Below are 15911 nucleotides of genomic sequence, written 5' to 3'. Positions count from 1 at the left end.
CCTGGCCCTGGACGTCACGGAAGTACTCCGCCATCGTCAGAGCCGAGAGCGCCACGCGCAGACGGGTGCCCGGGGGCTCGTCCATCTGGCCGAAGACGAGCGCGGTGTCCGGGAGGACGCCCATCTCGTCCATCTCCAGGAAGAGGTCCGTACCCTCACGGGTGCGCTCACCGACACCGGCGAACACGGACACACCACCGAAGTTACGGGCGATACGGGTGATCATCTCCTGGATGAGCACCGTCTTGCCCACACCCGCGCCACCGAAGAGGCCGATCTTCCCACCGCGCACGTACGGGGTGAGGAGGTCGATCACCTTGATGCCCGTGACCATCATCTCGGTCTTGGACTCGAGCTGGTCGAAGGAGGGGGCCTTGCGGTGGATCGGCCAGCGCTCGGTCACGCCGAGCTCGGCCGTGGGCACGTCCATGGACTCGCCCAGGGTGTTGAACACGTGGCCCTTGACGATGTCGCCGACGGGCACGCTGATGGGCGCGCCGGTGTCGCGGACCTCGGCGCCACGGACCATGCCGTCCTGCGGGGCGAGGGAGATGGCGCGCACCAGGTTGTCACCCAGGTGCTGGGCGACCTCCAGGGTGACGACCTTGTCCTTGCCGCCGATGCTCACATCGGTGTGCAGGGCGTTGTAGATGCCGGGCAGGGAGCCGACGGGGAACTCCACGTCGACGACCGGGCCGGTGACCCGGGCGATCCGACCGGTGGCGGTGCCGGCGCCGGTCGTCTCTTCAACTGTCGTTGACACTTCTCTTACTCACTTCCCGCGCTGGACCCAGAGAGTGCATCGGCACCGCCGACAATCTCACTGATCTCATTGGTGATCTCGGCCTGACGGGCCTGGTTGGCCAGGCTGGTCAGGTTCTTGACGAGTTCTTCCGCGTTGTCGGTCGCGGCCTTCATGGCCGCGCGACGGGACGCCTGCTGGGAGGCGGCCGACTCGAGGAGGGAAGCGTAGATCCGGTTGACCACGTACTGCGGCAGCAGCTGGTCCAGGACCTCCTCCGCCGAGGGCTCGAACTCGTAGAGCGGCAGCGCCTCGCCACCGTGGCTCTCCTCGAGTTCCTCGGCCTCGACCTCTTCCACCTCCAGCGGAAGAGCGCGAACCGCCCCGGCCCGCTGGGTCAGCATCGACACGAACTCCGTGGAGACCACGTGGATCTCGTCGACACCACCCTCGGCGGTGTCCAGGGAGAACCTCTCCATGAGAGCGGAGCCGATCTCCTGGGCGTGCGCGTAGGTCGGACGCTCGGTGATGCCTTCCCAAGCCTGCTCGACCTCACGGTCGCGGAACTTGTAGAAGGCCGCACCCTTGCGACCCACCATGTAGGTGAGGACCTCCTTGCCCTGCTCCCGAAGAAGCTGGGTGAGGGACTCGGCCTCCTTGATGACGTTGGTCGAGAAGGCGCCGGCCAGACCCTTGTCGCTGGTGATGACCAGGACGGCCGCACGGGTGGGGTTCTCGGCCTCGGTCAGCAGCGGGTGATCGGTCACCCGGCTGGCGAGGGAGGACACCGCCCGCGTGATCTCCCGTGCGTAGGGGCCTGCAGCCTCGGCCGCGCGCTGCGCCTTGGTGATGCGCGTGGCGGCGATCAGCTCCATCGCACGGGTGATCTTCGCCGTCGCCTTCGTCGCACGGATCCTCCGGCGATAGACGCGAAGCTGTGCACCCATGGGTTACTTCCCGCCCTTGGCGACCTTGATGGTCTCCTGGCCGACCTTCTCCTCGGAGAGCGCCTCGGCCTCGGCCTCGGTGCCCAGGAGGCTGCCCGCAGAGGTCTGGAAGCCCTGCTTGAACTTCTCGATGGCGGCCTGGAGGGTCTTTTGGCTGTCGTCCTCGAACTTGCCGGTCTCCCGAATGGTGTCGAGAACGGCCTTGTGCTCGCGGTCCAGGTAGGAGAGGAAGTCGTCCTCGAAGCGGCGGACGTCCTCGACCGGAACCTCGTCGATCAGGCCGGTGTTGCCCATCCAGATCGAGACGACCGTCTTCTCCATGGAGAAGGGCGAGTACTGGCCCTGCTTGAGGAGCTCCATCATCCGGGCACCGCGCTCCAGCTGCTGCTTGGAGACGGCGTCCAGGTCCGAACCGAAGGCGGAGAACGCCTCCAGCTCGCGGTACTGGGCCAGGCTCAGACGCAGGGTACCGGAGACCTTCTTGGTCGCCTTGGTCTGCGCGGCGCCACCGACACGGGAGACGGAGACACCGACGTCGATCGCCGGACGCTGGCCCTGGTTGAACAGGTCCGAGTTCAGGAAGACCTGACCGTCGGTGATGGAGATGACGTTGGTGGGAATGTACGCCGAGACGTCGCCCGCCTTGGTCTCGATGATCGGCAGGGCCGTCATCGAACCGGCGCCCAGCTCGTCGGAGAGCTTCGCGCAGCGCTCCAGCAGCCGGGAGTGGAGGTAGAAGACGTCACCCGGGTAGGCCTCACGGCCCGGCGGGCGGCGCAGCAGGAGGGAGACCGCACGGTAGGCCTCGGCCTGCTTGGTCAGGTCGTCGAAGACGATGAGGACGTGCTTGCCCTCGTACATCCAGTGCTGGCCCAGGGCCGAACCGGTGTACGGGGAGAGGTACTTGAAGCCGGCCGGGTCGGAGGCCGGGGAGGCGACGATGGTGGTGTACTCCATCGCGCCGGCCTCTTCGAGGGCGCCTCGCACGCTGGCGATGGTCGAACCCTTCTGGCCGACCGCGACGTAGATGCAGCGCACCTGCTTGGAGGGGTCGCCGGTCTCCCAGTTCGCCTTCTGGTTGATGATCGCGTCGATACCGATCGCGGTCTTACCGGTCTGTCGGTCACCGATGACCAGCTGGCGCTGGCCACGGCCGACCGGGGTCATGGTGTCGATCGACTTGATACCGGTCTGGAGGGGCTCGCCCACCGGCTGGCGCTCCATGACCGTCGCGGCCTGGAGCTCGAGCTCACGGCTCTGAGTCGTCTCGATCTCGCCCTTGCCGTCGATGGGGTTGCCCAGGGGGTCCACCACGCGGCCGAGGAAGTTGTCACCCACCGGCACCGAGAGGAGCTTGCCGGTGCGACGCACCTTCTGCCCCTCTTCGATACCGGTGAAGTCGCCCAGCACGACGACACCGATCTCACCGATCTCAAGGTTCTGGGCCATGCCCAGGGTGCCGTCCTCGAACTCCAGCAGCTCGTTCGCCATCGCCGAGGGAAGGCCACCGACGCGGGCGATGCCGTCACCGGAGTAGGTGACGGTTCCGACCTCTTCCGCGCGGGTGGTGTCAGGCTCGTACGACTGGACGAAGCGCTGTAGCGCGTCCCGGATCTCATCCGGCCGGATCGTCAGCTCCGCCATCTCTACGTTGTCCTTGCTCTCAAATGGCGCCGGGCCGGCGCCGTGCGTGCTTGCCTTGCGTTTATTCGCGTGTGTCAGCCGGCCAGACGGCGCTGAACCTCAGCGATGCGCCCGGCGATGGTGCCGTCGATGACCTCGTCGCCGACCTGGATGGAAAGCCCACCCACGATCTCGGGGGCGACCTCGGTGTTCAGGTGGATCTCACGGCCGTACTTGCGCTGCAGAATCGTCCGGAGACGGTCCTGGTGAGCTTCGCTCAGCGGGACCGCGCTGCGCACCACCGCGATGTAGCGCTGGGCGCGCTCGGCGACCAGCTGCCCGAAGTTGTCGAGCGCCTGTTCCAGAGTACGTGTCCGCGGGCGGGTGACCGCTTCGCTGACCAGAGCCAGCGTCGCGGAGTTCACCTTGCCCGAGAGCAGGTTCTCGACCAGGGTGTGCAGGTGCGAGACGGCCACGCCCTCACGGGTGAGGGCCGCGCGCAGCTCCGGCTCGGCGACGACGATCCGCTCGAACCGGAACAGCTCGTCCTCGAGCTCGTCCAGACGGGTGCCCTCCACGGAGGCGACGGTCGCGTAGACCGCCAGGCGCTCCAGCGCGTCCACCATGTCGCGGGGGCCGGCCCACGGCTGGGACACGACGTCGTTGACCACGATGACCGTGGACGGCGACACCTTGCCCTCGAGGATCTGACCGATCAGACCGGTCTTCTTCTCCACCGGGTTGGCCTGGTCCGCGAGCCAGCGGCGCAGGGAGTGCTCGTTGCCGAGCAGGGCGACGACCTCGAAGAGCTCGCCACCGAGCGAGACCGCGTGCTGGGCGGCGTCCGCCGACGCCAGGACGTTCTCGTCCAGGCGTCGGGTCGCCTCAGCCAGGGAGTTACGGCTGATACCACGCATCAGCGCACCTCGGCTTGCTTCGCGCTCTCGTCCTGCTGCTCCAGTTCCTCCAGGAACCGGTCCACCACACGGGTCTGGGCCGCGCCGTCACTGAGCGACTCCCCGACGATGCGGGTCGCGAGCTCAGTGGACAGGGCACCGATCTCGCCGCGGAGCTGGGCCATGGCCTGCTGCCGGTCGGCCTCGATCTGGGCCTTGGCGGTCTCGATGATGCGCTGGGCCTCGACCTGGGCCTCCTCGCGAGCCTCGGCGATGATCGCCGTGCGCTGCTCCTTGGCCTTCTCGAGTTCCTGCGCGTACTCGCGGTGCGACTCTTCGAGCTTCTCGCGGTACTGCTGGCGGATCTCCTCGGCCTCGGCCTCGGCGCGCTTGGCCCGCTCGATGCCCCCCTCGATGGCGTCGTGACGCTCGTCGAGGACCTTCATGACCTTGGGGACCGCCTTGCGGGCCACAAAGAAGTAGACCACGGCGAGCGCGATCGCACCGAAGGTGAACTTCACCCAGTCGATCCGCAGAATGTTGTAATCGGCTGCCAACTCCACCAACATGGTCAGCCCTCCTTCGCGTCAGTTGCCATCAGAAAACGGTTGGCAAAACGCCTTAGGCGCCGGGGGCGGCGAAGGCGAGAACGAAGCCCAGGATGGCGAGGGCCTCGACCAGCGCGAAGCCGAGGTAGATGTTGGTCTGCAGCGGGCCGCGGGCCTCGGGCTGGCGGGCGATGGCCTGCATACCGAGACCGAACACGATACCGACACCGATACCGGCGCCGATGACGCTGATGCCGTAGCCGATGGTGTTGATGTTGCCGGTGATCGCAGCGATGTCCATTGTGTTTCCCTTTACTCGACGTCCGGCGTTGCGGTACGCAATAGGTCAGTTCGCCGGTTTGGACGGGTCTTAAGCACTCCTCGTCCCTGCTTTCCGATCACGGGACCGGGGGAACTCGGAGGGGGTCTTAGTGAGCCGCTTCGAGCGACTGGTTGAGGTACAGGCTCGCGAGCAGAGTGAACACGAAGGCCTGGATCAGCATGATCGCGATCTCGAAGACGAAGAAGGCGATGTAACCGAGCAGCGCGGCGCCGGAGTAGACCACGGAGACCGCGGCGAGGACCGGCTCGGCCGAAAGGTTCAGCATGTACCAGCCGCCGTAGGCGAACACACCCAGCAGCAGACTGCCCGCGAACATGGTCGCGAACAGACGCAGGGCGTGCGTGACCGGGCGGATGAGGAAGACCGAGAGGATCTCGATCGGGGTGACCAGGACGTAGATCCACTTCGGCATCCCGGGCGGGAAGATCTGGTTACGGAAGTAACCCCAGCCGCCCTGGTGTTTGATACCGATCACGATGGTCATCACGTAGATGACCAGTGCGAACATCGCGGTGAAGGCGAGGTTGCTGTTGACCGGCAGCATGCCGGGGATCAGCCCGGTGAAGTTCATGGCCAGGATGAGGGTGAAGATGCCCGTCATGAACGGGATGAAGCTGTCGCCCTTGGCACCCATGGTGGGACGGGTGATGTTGTCCCTGATGAACAGGACCAGCATCTCCCCGACGCTCTGCCTGCGGCCGGGGACGAGGCTCAGCTTCCTGCTGAACCACGACCACAGAAGCAGGACGGCACCGACCGCGACGAGCAACAGAACCAGGTACAGGTCGATGCCCGTGCTGCCGGGGATATTGGCGAACCACGGTTCGGGGAAGAACATCCCGATGGTGGGGGCCTCGAACCCGCACCCGTTGTCACCGAAGAGGTGGCAACCCGGTTCGGCCGCGAGAATGCGCACGTCAGCACTCACGGCGAATCCTTTCGTCGTGACGCAAGAAAGCCTCGTTGATGGTTGTTACTGCTAGCGTCGTCGCGGAACGGGCGACGCGGGACTGCGGGGTGCTCAGATGTGACGCGTCTTGGCGACGATCAGATAGATCGCACCGGCCATACCGAGAACCGCCCCGATGGGCAGGAAGAGAGCCTGGAAACCCAGAAGCCTGTCCGCACCCCAGCCGATCGCGCTCCACACGAGAACACCCGAAAGCAGAGTCGAGAAGAGCGCCCAACCATCGGCCTCGCGTGGCGCGGGTAGCGCTTCGGGACCCTTCTTCTCGGCTGGCTCGCTGCTCATCTCGCTCCGGAATATAGCATGTGGGGCGCGGCTGGAAGGTGGCCTTCCGCCTGCCGTGGAACAGGTTATAACGCCCGCTCCCACGGAACGCGGCGGGGCACCCCATCACGAGCTCTCCGAACTCTCACTGGGGTCCACGTGGAGGATCTTCGCCCGGGAGGTGGCCCAGGTCTGCCCGCCAAGCCATGCCAGCACCACGACCAGCGCGCTATAGACGAAGGCGTTGGTGCTGAGGTCGGCGATGAGGGGGCTTCCTCCGAGGGTCACCAACAGGATGCCCAGCAGCGCCATCTTGACCACGAATCCGATGAGGTTCGCGGCAAGGAACAGGTCCTTGTTACGCCGGGTGACCAGGATGACCGCCCACTGCCCCAGCCCGAAACAGGCGATGACGATGGCCACCGCCAGGGCCGAACCGAGAGCTCCCGCGGTACCTGCGAGCAGGGCCGAGATCGCAATGGCCAGGGCTCCGCACGCGGCGCTCGGAAGCGCGGCGCCGCGGAGGATCCGGGCGTCGTGTCCCTGCATGACGAAGCTCCGTGGGGTTCAGTGGTTACCTGCTCGTGAAAGCTATCACAAGGTTTTCGGTACGAAATCCAGGGGCGCCTTAACGCACCCTTAACGCCTCACGAAAGGCCCGTTCTGGGCCCTCTTCGGGTCTTGTGTCACCTTGAACACACTCGTCTCGACCTTCACAAGCACGCACATTCGGACCACCCGACGGGACCTCCGTCCCGAACGTGATCGGCCTTTTATCCATCGGTTGACGAATGGTGATCTGTTCGCGCTCGAGAACCCTTCCGGCCACCCCAGTGCAACAGTCCGCGACGGTGTAGACGCGGAAGGGCGATGAGACCGACCGCACAGATGGCCACCAACACCGTGACCGAGAGGACGATGAACGCGGAGTCGAAGATCGACAGCGACACCGCGGCGAACGCGACGATGCCCGCCCACAGGTACATCAACAGCACCGCGCGGGTGTGGGTGTGCCCCATGTCCAGCAGACGGTGGTGCAGGTGGCCCCGGTCCGGGGCGAACGGCGACTTACCGGCCAGTGTGCGACGCACGATCGCCAACACCATGTCGGCGAGGGGCAGCGCGATCACCAACAGCGGCAGCAGGATGGGCAGGAAGACGACCAGGCCGGAGGAGTTGAACTCCTCCCTGGCGGTGTTGGCGTCGAACTGCCCCGTCACGGTGATGGTGATCGAGGTGAGCAGCAGACCCAACAGCATCGACCCGGTGTCACCCATGAACACCCTCGCCGGATGGAAGTTGTGGCACAGGAACCCCAGGCACGTGCCCGCCAGGATGATCGCGATCATCGCCGGGTAGGACTGGCGCTCGAACCCCTGGTCCACCGCGACCACGTAGTAGTACGCGAAGAACGCCAGCGAGGAGATCGCGACGATACCGGCGGCCAGGCCGTCCAGGCCGTCGGCGAAGTTGATCGCGTTGATGGTCGCCACGATGAGCAGGATCGACACCATCGCCCCGAGCCACGGGCCCAGGGAGAGCTGGGTGCCGGGCAGCGGCAGCCACAGCAACTGCACGCCCTGCCAGACCAGGATGCCCGCCGCGGCGGTCTGGCCCGCCAGCTTGCTCAGCGCGTCCATCCCCCACCGGTCGTCGATGACTCCGATGACGGTGATGAGCCCGCCGGCCAACAGCAGACCGATCCAGGTCTTGGCCACGAACACGTTCTGCAGGTGCGGTAGCTGCGCCGAGATGAGCAGCGCCGCGGCGAACCCGCCGTAGATGGCGAGTCCGCCCAGCCGTGGAATGGGTTCGGTGTGCACGTCGCGGTCGCGCACGGGGGGCGCCGCGCCGAAGGCGATCGCCGCCCGGCGTACCAACGGCACGAGCAGGTAGGTCACCGCGACGGCGATGACGAAGGTGAGCGCGTACTCCCGCACGGCCGGCCCCTCTAGTTCTTGTCGCTACCGGACGTGTCGGACTCGGTCCCGCTGGACGATGTCCGGGCGGTGTCCTCGGCCTCGCCGGAACCGTCGGTCCCACCATCGTTGTCGGCGTCGTCGGGAGCCTCTGCCGCGGCGGTCTCCGCGGCGGTCTCCCCGTCGGTCTCGGCGGTTTCGTCCTTCTTCGGCTTGGTGCGGCCCTTGCGCAGCTCACCGATGACGGTCCCGCACACGGCCCGCAGCTCCTCGATGGAGATGGCGCCCGACCGCAGCACCCGCGGCACCGCGTAGGTCAGGTCGACGATGGTGGAGGCCACCGGGCTGTCGCTCTCCCCACCGTCGAGGTAGACGGACACGTCCTCGTCACCGAGTTGCTCGATGGCCTCCCCCGCGTTGACGGCGGCCGGCCGCCCGGACTTGTTGGCGCTGCTGACCGCCATGGGTCCGGTCTCCTTGAGCAGCTCCAGGGCCACCGGGTCCATCGGCATGCGCACGGCCACGGTCCCCTTGGTATCGCCCAGGTCCCAGGACAGGCTGGGGGTGGCGGTGCACACGAGGGTGAGCGGTCCGGGCCAGAACTCCTCCATGAGATCCCGGCCGTGGTTGCCCAGGTCGTCGATCAGGGCGGTGGCGGCACGGATGGAGCCGACCAGCACGGGCGGCGGCATGTCCCGTCCACGCCCCTTGGTCTCCAGCAGTCGAGCGACCGCCTTCGGGCTGAAGGCGTCGGTGCCGATGCCGTACACGGTGTCGGTGGGCAGTACCACCAGGTCGCCTCGGCGTACCGCGGACGCGGCGTCGGCGATGCCGTCCTTGCGGGCGGTCTCGTCCGCGCAGTCGTAGATGCGGCTCACCCTGGGTTCACCTCGATCTCGAACGGGTCGACCGGACAGATGTCGGTTCGACGGTGGGGTTGGGGGGTGAGGGCCAACGGCGGCTAATCGTCCTCGTCGGCTCGACGCATGACCACGAAGCGATCGCGTCTTGCCATGTCCTTGCGGTTGAGGACGTCACGCCAGCCCTTGTCCTCGGGGAACAGCCGGGGGATGTCGATGCCCTGGCCGTCATGGTGTTCGATGGCCATGGCCCCTCCTGGACGCACCAGCCTACGGCCGACCGCCTCCAGGTCGCGGATCATGTCCAGACCGTCCTCGCCCGACCACAACGCCGGGGCCGGATCGTAGTCGCGTACCTCCGGCGGGATGACGTGCGCCTCCCGGGTCGGAACATAGGGCGGGTTGCTGATGAGCAGGTCCACCCTGCCGTCGAGCTCGGGCAGGGAGGTACGCATGTCGCCCTCGTGTGCGGTCACCCGATCGGCGTGACCGCTGGACTCGACGTTGCGGCGGGTCCAGCGCAGCGCCTCGGGGTCGATCTCGACCGTGTGCACCCGCGAGCGCGGCACCTCCTGGGCGATGGAGATGGCGATGGCCCCGGAACCGGAACCCAGATCCACGACCAACGGGTCGGCCACGTCCATGGACCGCAGCGTCTCGATCGCCCAGTCCACCATGATCTCGGTCTCGGGTCGGGGCACGAAGACCCCCGGCCCGACCTGGAGTTCGAGGTAGCGGAAGTAGGCGCGTCCGGTGATGTGCTGGAGGGGTTCGCGGGCCTCACGGCGGGAGACGCACTCCCAGTAACGGGCGTCGAAGTCGGCGTCGGCGACCGAGTGCAGTTCCCCTCGACGGACACCGTGCACGAACGCCGCGAGTTCCTCGGCGTCGGTGCGGGGTGAGGCCACGCCCGCCTCCGCCAGTCGGAGCGTGGCGCGGGCGACCTCGTCGAGTAGGAAGTTCATGATGACTGCGCGGCTTCGAGCCTCTCCTTGGTGTCCGCGTCCACCAGGGCCTTGATGACCCCGCCCAGTTCCCCGTCGAGGACCTGGTCGAGGTTGTAGGCCTTGTAACCGACCCGGTGGTCGGAGATGCGGTTCTCCGGGAAATTGTAGGTGCGCACACGCTCGGAGCGGTCGACGGTACGGACCTGGCTCTTGCGTTCGGCACTGGCCTCGGCGTCCGCGCTGGCCTGGGCCTCGGCGTAGATGCGGGCGCGCAGGATGCGCAGGGCCTGCTCCTTGTTCTGGAGCTGGCTCTTCTCGTTCTGGCAGGAGGCGACGATGCCGGTCGGCAGGTGGGTGATGCGCACCGCGGAGTCGGTGGTGTTGACGCTCTGCCCGCCGGGTCCGGAGGAACGGTAGACGTCGACGCGAAGATCCTTCTCGTGGATCTCGATCTCGATCTCCTCGGCCTCGGGGACGACCAGGACACCGGCTGCGGAGGTGTGGATCCGCCCCTGGGACTCGGTGACGGGCACGCGCTGCACCCGGTGGACACCGCCCTCGAACTTGAGCATGGGCCACACGCCCGCGCCGGGCTCGGGGTTGCCCTTGTTCTTGAAGGCGATGGTGATGTCCTTGTAGCCGCCCAGGTCGGAGTGGGTGGCGTCGATGACCTCGGTCTTGAAGCCCTGCCGCTCGGCGTAGCGCAGGTACATGCGGACCAGGTCGCCGGCGAACAAGGCGGACTCCTCGCCGCCCTCACCGGCCTTGACCTCCATGATGAGGTTCTTGTCGTCGGCGGGGTCGCGCGGGATGAGGAGGAAGCTCAGGCGCTCGGTGAGCTGCTCGGCCTCCTCGGTCAGCCGGTCGGCCTCCTCCGCGAAGGAGGCGTCCTCCGCGGCCAGCTCGCGGGCGGCCTCGATGTCGTTCTCGACCGCCTTGAGCTGACGGTAGGTCTCGATGATCGGGGTGAGCTGGGAGTAGCGCTTGCCCAGCCTGCGCGCCTCGGCCGGGTCCGCGTGCACCTCGGGGTCGGCGAGCCGTTGTTCCAGCTCGTAGTACTCCCCGAGTAGGTCGTCCAGCTTCACTATCCCATTCCCGTCTTCTCGTCCGCCCTGGCTGTTCCCCTCGCGTGAGGGGGTGCGACCGGTCCGGTGGCGCGCCCCGCGAACAGGGCGGTACCACCGGGCCGAAGGGCAGCGCTACTTGCGCTTGCCGAAGCGCTTCTCGAAGCGGGCGACCCGACCACCGGTGTCCAGGATCTTCTGCTTGCCGGTGTAGAAGGGGTGGCACTCGGAGCACACGTCGGCGCGCAGCTTGCCCTCGGGGAGGGTGCTACGGGTGACGAAGTGGGCGCCGCAGGTACAGGTCACCTCGGTGGTGATGTACTCCGGGTGGATGTCGGCCTGCATGTGTGTCTCCTTGCTTGTGCGCGACCGCCGGACGCATGACCACGGCGCCCGCCATCATGGGCGGGGCCGTGTCGAAACCATGCGCGAACCGGTGCCGCGGCGATCCAGGTGATCGGGTGGCGTGCTCTCCCGGCGACAGGAGGACGAACCTACCCTCACCACCAGTTTGCCAGACCGACAACCATGCCGGGACCAGTACCTATTCCCGACCCCCCTTCGAGGGCTCGGCGTCGCGCATCGTGCTGGGCGGTGGTTTGCCCGCGTCGGCTCGTCGCAACAGCACGACCAGGCCGACCAGAACGGCCAGGAGCAGGGCCAGCACGATCGTGCCCGCGTTCGCCCCGAGGCCGTAGATGAACACGTAGCTCACCGATCCGGCCAGGATCACGTAGTAGGTCATCGGGATGATCGTCTGGCGGATGAGGTCGCCCTCACGGCCGACCAGACCGACCACCGCGGAGGCGGCCACGATGTTGTGCACCGTGACCATGTTCCCGGCCGCGCCACCGACGGCCTGGGTGGCCACGACCGTCTCCGGCGGGACCCCGATGTGTTCGGCGGTGGAGAACTGGAAGAGGGAGAACATCAGGTTGGAGACGGTGTTGGAGCCGGCGACGAAGGCGCCGAGGGCACCGATCCACGGGGCGTAGAGCGGCCACGCGGTTCCGCCGAGCTCCGCGGCGCCGGACGCCAGCGTCAGCGGCATGCTGTCCAGGCCGGTGCCCCCGAACTCCGCTCCGGTGTTGATGAAGACCCGGACGAGAGGCACGGCGAACAGCAGGGCGACGGCCGCTCCCGCCAGCTGGGAACCCGCCATCTTCCAGGAGGCGAGGATCTCCGCGCGCTTCATGCGGTGCAGTCCGTAGGTGATCAGGCAGACCAGGATGAAGGTCGCCCCGGGCGAGTAGAGGGGTTCGACCGCCTCGGCGATGGAGGTGCCGAGGATGTCGTCGGAACCGAGGGTGATGCCGGTCGCCCACTCCTGGAGGGGGGTGATCGTGCGGCTGCCCACCAGAATGGCGGCGACCAACAGGTAGGGCACCCAGGCCCGGAACGGACCCATGCGGCGACCGACGACCTCCTCGCCGTTTCCGGCCTCGATCTTGCCGCTCCAGCGGGCGAGCCAGTCCTGCCGTGGCGGGAAGTCCCAGATCTTCTTCGGCATCAGGAAGCCCTTGCGTGCGGCGAGGACGACGATGACCAGGCCGGTGAGGCCGCCCAGGAGGCTGGTGAACTCGACCCCGAGGAAGTGGTTGTACAGGATCGACGGGATCGTCATGGCCAAGGCGCTGAACAGGGCGAACTTCCAGACGCCGAAGCCGTCGGAGAAGCGCCGGTTCTCCCCGTAGAAGCCGCAGAGCATGCAACAGATGAAGAGGGGGACGAGGGTCCCGGCCACGGCGTGCAGGAGCACGGTCTGAAAGCCGATTCCGCTGATGAACTCGGGCAGGGTGAGCCCGAGGACGGTGGCGCGTTCGGCGACCTGTTCCGAGCCGTCCAGGCCGCCGGCGACCCCGACGAGGATCGGGGTGCCGACCGCGCCGAAGCTGACCGGTGTGCTCTGGATGACCAGTCCCACCATGACGGCGGCCATGGCAGGGAAGCCGAGGGCGAGCATGAGGGGCGCGACCACGGCGGCGGGGGTGCCGAACCCGGAGGCTCCCTCGATGAAACTGCCGAAGAGCCATCCGATGATCAACGCTTGGACTCGTCGGTCGGGGCTGATGTCGGTGAAGGTGGCCCTGATGGTGGCCACGGCGCCGCTCTTGGTGAGGGTGGAGAGCAGGAGCAGCGCGCCGAAGATGATGTAGAGCAGGCCCGCGGCGAGGATCAGGCCTTGGAGGGTGGAGGCCGCGACGGCCATCCAGTCGGTCTGCCAGAACAGGACCGCGATACCGACCACGACCACGTACCCGGCGGGCATCGCGTACATGGCGGGGAGGCGGAACCCGACGAGCAGGACGCCGACCACGAGGATCGGGGTGAGCGCGAGGAGGCTGAGCAGGGCGAGGTTGTCCATTCCAGACGGCTCCCTGATACGGGGTGTGCACTCGGCTGGCGCGACACTAAGTCCGTCGGAACGCTCCTACCATCCCCCCTTTGTGATCTGCAACACAGTAGTGATATTAGGGTTCCACATCCTGAAAGCGAGACCGATCGGCCGCCTTCCGGCACACGAAAGGCCCCCTCCCCGATCCCGGGAAGGGGGCCTGCCGTTCGGTTACGAGCGCTCCGGCCCCACCGTGGTCTTCTGGATCTGCATGAGGAACTCGGCGTTGCTCTTGGACTCCTTCATCTTGTCCAGGAGCAACTCGATCGCCTGTTGCGTGTCCAGGGCGTGCAGCACCCGGCGGAGCTTCCACACGACGTTCAGCTCCTCGGGCGACATCAGGATCTCCTCCTTACGGGTGCTGGAGGCGTCCACGTCCACGGCCGGGAAGATCCGCTTGTCCGCCAGGGACCGGTTGAGCTTGAGCTCCATGTTGCCGGTGCCCTTGAACTCCTCGAAGATCACCTCGTCGGCGCGCGAACCCGTCTCGACCAGCGCGGTGGCCAGGATGGTCAGCGAACCGCCGCCCTCGATGTTGCGGGCCGCACCGAAGAACTTCTTCGGCGGGTACAGGGCGGTGGAGTCCACGCCACCGGACATGATGCGTCCGCTGGCGGGGGCGGCCAGGTTGTAGGCACGGCCCAGGCGGGTGATGGAGTCGAGTAGGACGACCACGTCCATGCCCATCTCCACGAGGCGCTTGGCGCGCTCGATCGCCAGGTCCGCGACGACCGTGTGGTCCTCGGCCGGACGGTCGAAGGTCGAGTGGATGACCTCGCCCTTGACCGTGCGCTGCATGTCGGTGACCTCCTCGGGACGTTCGTCCACGAGGATCACCATCAGGTAGCACTCCGGGTTGTTCTCGGTGATGGCGTTGGCGATCGCCTGCATCACCATCGTCTTACCGGCCTTGGGCGGGGAGACGATCAGACCACGCTGGCCCTTGCCGATCGGGGCGACCAGGTCGATGATCCGCGTGGTCAGGATGTTCGGCTCGGTCTCCAGCCGCAGGCGCTCCTGCGGGTAGAGCGGGACGAGCTTGGAGAACTCCTGACGCCCCTTGGCCTGGTCCGAGGACATGTTGTTGACCGAGTCCAGACGCACCAGGGCGTTGAACTTCTCGCGTCGCTCACCATCGCGGGGCTGACGGACCGCACCGATGATGTGGTCGCCCTTGCGCAGGCCGTACTTGCGGACCTGGGCCAGGGACACGTACACGTCGCTCTGCCCGGGCAGGTAACCGGTGGTGCGAACGAAGGCGTAGTTGTCCAGGATGTCCAGGATGCCCGCGACCGGCAGCAGGACGTCGTCCTCACCGATGATCGGTTCGCTCTCCGGACCACTGCCGCGACCACGACGGTCCCGCCGGTCCCGACGTCGACCACGCCTGCGGCCGCCGCCGAAGTCGTCATCGTTGCCGCTGTTGCTGTTGCTGCCGCTGCGACCCTGGTTCTGGCCGTCGCCGCCGCCCTGCTGACGGTCGGTGTTGTTGGTGTTCTGGTCGTCACCGCCACGGTTGCGGTTGCGACGGTTGCGCTGGCGTTCGCGACCCTGCCCGGACCTGTTGTCACGGTCCTCGGAGTCGGGGCCGTTCTTCTGGGGGGTGCTGGATGTCTTGGTCACGCTGCTCGCGGAGGTTGAGGAGTCGGTGCCGTCCACCGAACGGGGCTGGTCACCGGATTCGTCACCGCGATTGCGGGACGAGCGGCGGTTGCGGGAGGGCTTGTCACCCTTCCCACCCTGGGACTCGGTCACGGCCTGGTCCGATGACCGATCGCCCGAACCCTTGTTCCCCACCTCGTCGGAACCCGACGAGGTGGACGAGGCGGGTTCGGTCCGGCCGTCGGTTCCTTCGACCTTACCGGCCTCAGGGGCGGCGTCGGACTTCTTTACCGACTTCGATTTGGCCGGGGCCACGGGACCGCCCTGCTTGGCTTCGATCGCAGCGATCACGTCGCTTTTGCGCATGCGCCCCGTACCGGTGATGCCCATGCTCGACGCGAGCTTTTGGAGCTCGGGGAGCTTCTGGGCGGCGAGACCGGTGCCGCGCGAGGCCGCACGCGACCTCGACGCGCCCGATGGTGCGGCTTCGCCGGCCTCCGAGGAGGCGTCGGCGCCGTTCTTGCTGTCGACCGCCGCGTCCGTTCGGAGTTCGGTGGTGTCGCTCACTAAGGGTCCTTCCCAAGGAGCGGGCTTCGGCCGTCAGCGTTGTGCTTGATCGGCCGGCCCGATGGTGCGAACCGGCAGGGGCCGGGTAGGGCGTGCCCCACGTGGATGTCGGAAACCGGCGTTGTCGGTCCCCTACCCAATCGCGGCGGGCTCTGGGTACAGCCAGACGTCAGGGCGGTTGGCTCGGAGGTGATGCCCGTCAGCCGTCGTGACACGCTCATCCGAGG

Annotated in this window: 15 protein-coding genes and 1 pseudogene; all 16 read right to left on the bottom strand. The window is 67.2% G+C overall.

The genetic code is table 11. The features are described from left to right. A pseudogene (locus K8V84_RS04910) lies at positions 1 to 763 on the bottom strand (F0F1 ATP synthase subunit beta); the annotation flags it as partial. Between the two features lie 5 nt (positions 764 to 768). Continuing rightward, the gene (locus tag K8V84_RS04905) at positions 769 to 1689 is read right to left on the bottom strand and encodes a F0F1 ATP synthase subunit gamma (protein ID WP_304070958.1); all 921 of its coding nucleotides are present in this window, start codon (positions 1687 to 1689) and stop codon (positions 769 to 771) included. A gap of 3 nt (positions 1690 to 1692) precedes the next feature. Then, positions 1693 to 3333, bottom strand: coding sequence for a F0F1 ATP synthase subunit alpha (gene atpA / locus K8V84_RS04900; RefSeq protein ID WP_304070955.1), 1641 nt, complete (start codon positions 3331 to 3333; stop codon positions 1693 to 1695). Between the two features lie 74 nt (positions 3334 to 3407). After that, on the bottom strand, positions 3408 to 4229 hold the full coding sequence (locus K8V84_RS04895) for a F0F1 ATP synthase subunit delta (RefSeq protein WP_304070953.1): 822 nt from the start codon (positions 4227 to 4229) through the stop codon (positions 3408 to 3410). Further along, positions 4229 to 4774: a F0F1 ATP synthase subunit B gene (atpF, locus tag K8V84_RS04890; RefSeq protein ID WP_304070963.1), complete on the bottom strand. Its 546-nt coding sequence runs from the start codon at positions 4772 to 4774 to the stop codon at positions 4229 to 4231. The genes K8V84_RS04895 and atpF overlap by 1 nt, the downstream gene beginning before the upstream one ends. Before the next feature lie 55 nt (positions 4775 to 4829). Further along, a complete protein-coding gene (atpE, locus tag K8V84_RS04885; RefSeq protein ID WP_211714590.1) occupies positions 4830 to 5057 on the bottom strand; it encodes an ATP synthase F0 subunit C in 228 nt (75 codons plus the stop codon). Between the two features lie 127 nt (positions 5058 to 5184). Continuing rightward, entirely contained in the window at positions 5185 to 6015 is an 831-nt protein-coding gene (gene atpB / locus K8V84_RS04880; RefSeq protein WP_304070960.1) for a F0F1 ATP synthase subunit A, read from the bottom strand. A gap of 105 nt (positions 6016 to 6120) precedes the next feature. Further along, positions 6121 to 6351 carry a hypothetical protein gene (locus tag K8V84_RS04875; protein ID WP_304070949.1) on the bottom strand — a complete coding sequence of 77 codons (231 nt, stop codon included), beginning with the start codon at positions 6349 to 6351 and terminating at the stop codon, positions 6121 to 6123. 105 nt (positions 6352 to 6456) lie between these two features. Next, complete coding sequence (locus K8V84_RS04870; RefSeq protein WP_304070947.1) at positions 6457 to 6879, bottom strand: hypothetical protein; 423 nt, start codon at positions 6877 to 6879, stop codon at positions 6457 to 6459. A gap of 224 nt (positions 6880 to 7103) precedes the next feature. Beyond that, positions 7104 to 8270, bottom strand: a complete 1167-nt coding sequence (locus tag K8V84_RS04865; RefSeq protein WP_304070946.1) for an MraY family glycosyltransferase — start codon at positions 8268 to 8270, stop codon at positions 7104 to 7106. A gap of 11 nt (positions 8271 to 8281) precedes the next feature. After that, positions 8282 to 9127, bottom strand: a complete 846-nt coding sequence (locus tag K8V84_RS04860; RefSeq protein WP_304070945.1) for an L-threonylcarbamoyladenylate synthase — start codon at positions 9125 to 9127, stop codon at positions 8282 to 8284. An 83-nt stretch (positions 9128 to 9210) separates the two neighbouring features. Beyond that, entirely contained in the window at positions 9211 to 10074 is an 864-nt protein-coding gene (gene prmC, locus K8V84_RS04855; protein ID WP_304070942.1) for a peptide chain release factor N(5)-glutamine methyltransferase, read from the bottom strand. Further along, entirely contained in the window at positions 10071 to 11141 is a 1071-nt protein-coding gene (gene prfA, locus K8V84_RS04850; RefSeq protein ID WP_304070939.1) for a peptide chain release factor 1, read from the bottom strand. The genes prmC and prfA overlap by 4 nt, the downstream gene beginning before the upstream one ends. A gap of 114 nt (positions 11142 to 11255) precedes the next feature. Beyond that, positions 11256 to 11465, bottom strand: coding sequence for a 50S ribosomal protein L31 (gene rpmE, locus K8V84_RS04845; protein WP_304070937.1), 210 nt, complete (start codon positions 11463 to 11465; stop codon positions 11256 to 11258). Positions 11466 to 11664: 199 nt separating this feature from the next. Further along, a complete protein-coding gene (locus tag K8V84_RS04840; protein ID WP_304070935.1) occupies positions 11665 to 13485 on the bottom strand; it encodes an L-lactate permease in 1821 nt (606 codons plus the stop codon). A gap of 201 nt (positions 13486 to 13686) precedes the next feature. Continuing rightward, on the bottom strand, positions 13687 to 15684 hold the full coding sequence (rho, locus tag K8V84_RS04835; RefSeq protein ID WP_304070933.1) for a transcription termination factor Rho: 1998 nt from the start codon (positions 15682 to 15684) through the stop codon (positions 13687 to 13689). Positions 15685 to 15911 lie beyond the last annotated feature (227 nt).

It is taken from the genome of Nocardiopsis listeri (assembly GCF_020741345.1).
GTDB classification, from domain to species: Bacteria; Actinomycetota; Actinomycetes; order Streptosporangiales; family Streptosporangiaceae; genus Nocardiopsis; species Nocardiopsis listeri_A.
Note: the sequence above shows the minus strand (reverse complement) of the source record. Positions and strands in the feature narration are given on the sequence as shown.

Coding starts and splice junctions, on each gene's coding strand:
- K8V84_RS04870 (WP_304070947.1), bottom strand. CDS start 6,879: ATGCAGGGACACGACGCCCGGATCCTCCGCGGCGCCGCGCTTCCGAGC.
- K8V84_RS04875 (WP_304070949.1), bottom strand. CDS start 6,351: ATGAGCAGCGAGCCAGCCGAGAAGAAGGGTCCCGAAGCGCTACCCGCG.
- K8V84_RS04905 (WP_304070958.1), bottom strand. CDS start 1,689: ATGGGTGCACAGCTTCGCGTCTATCGCCGGAGGATCCGTGCGACGAAG.
- atpA (WP_304070955.1), bottom strand. CDS start 3,333: ATGGCGGAGCTGACGATCCGGCCGGATGAGATCCGGGACGCGCTACAG.
- K8V84_RS04895 (WP_304070953.1), bottom strand. CDS start 4,229: ATGCGTGGTATCAGCCGTAACTCCCTGGCTGAGGCGACCCGACGCCTG.
- K8V84_RS04840 (WP_304070935.1), bottom strand. CDS start 13,485: ATGGACAACCTCGCCCTGCTCAGCCTCCTCGCGCTCACCCCGATCCTC.
- rpmE (WP_304070937.1), bottom strand. CDS start 11,465: ATGCAGGCCGACATCCACCCGGAGTACATCACCACCGAGGTGACCTGT.
- prmC (WP_304070942.1), bottom strand. CDS start 10,074: ATGAACTTCCTACTCGACGAGGTCGCCCGCGCCACGCTCCGACTGGCG.
- atpE (WP_211714590.1), bottom strand. CDS start 5,057: ATGGACATCGCTGCGATCACCGGCAACATCAACACCATCGGCTACGGC.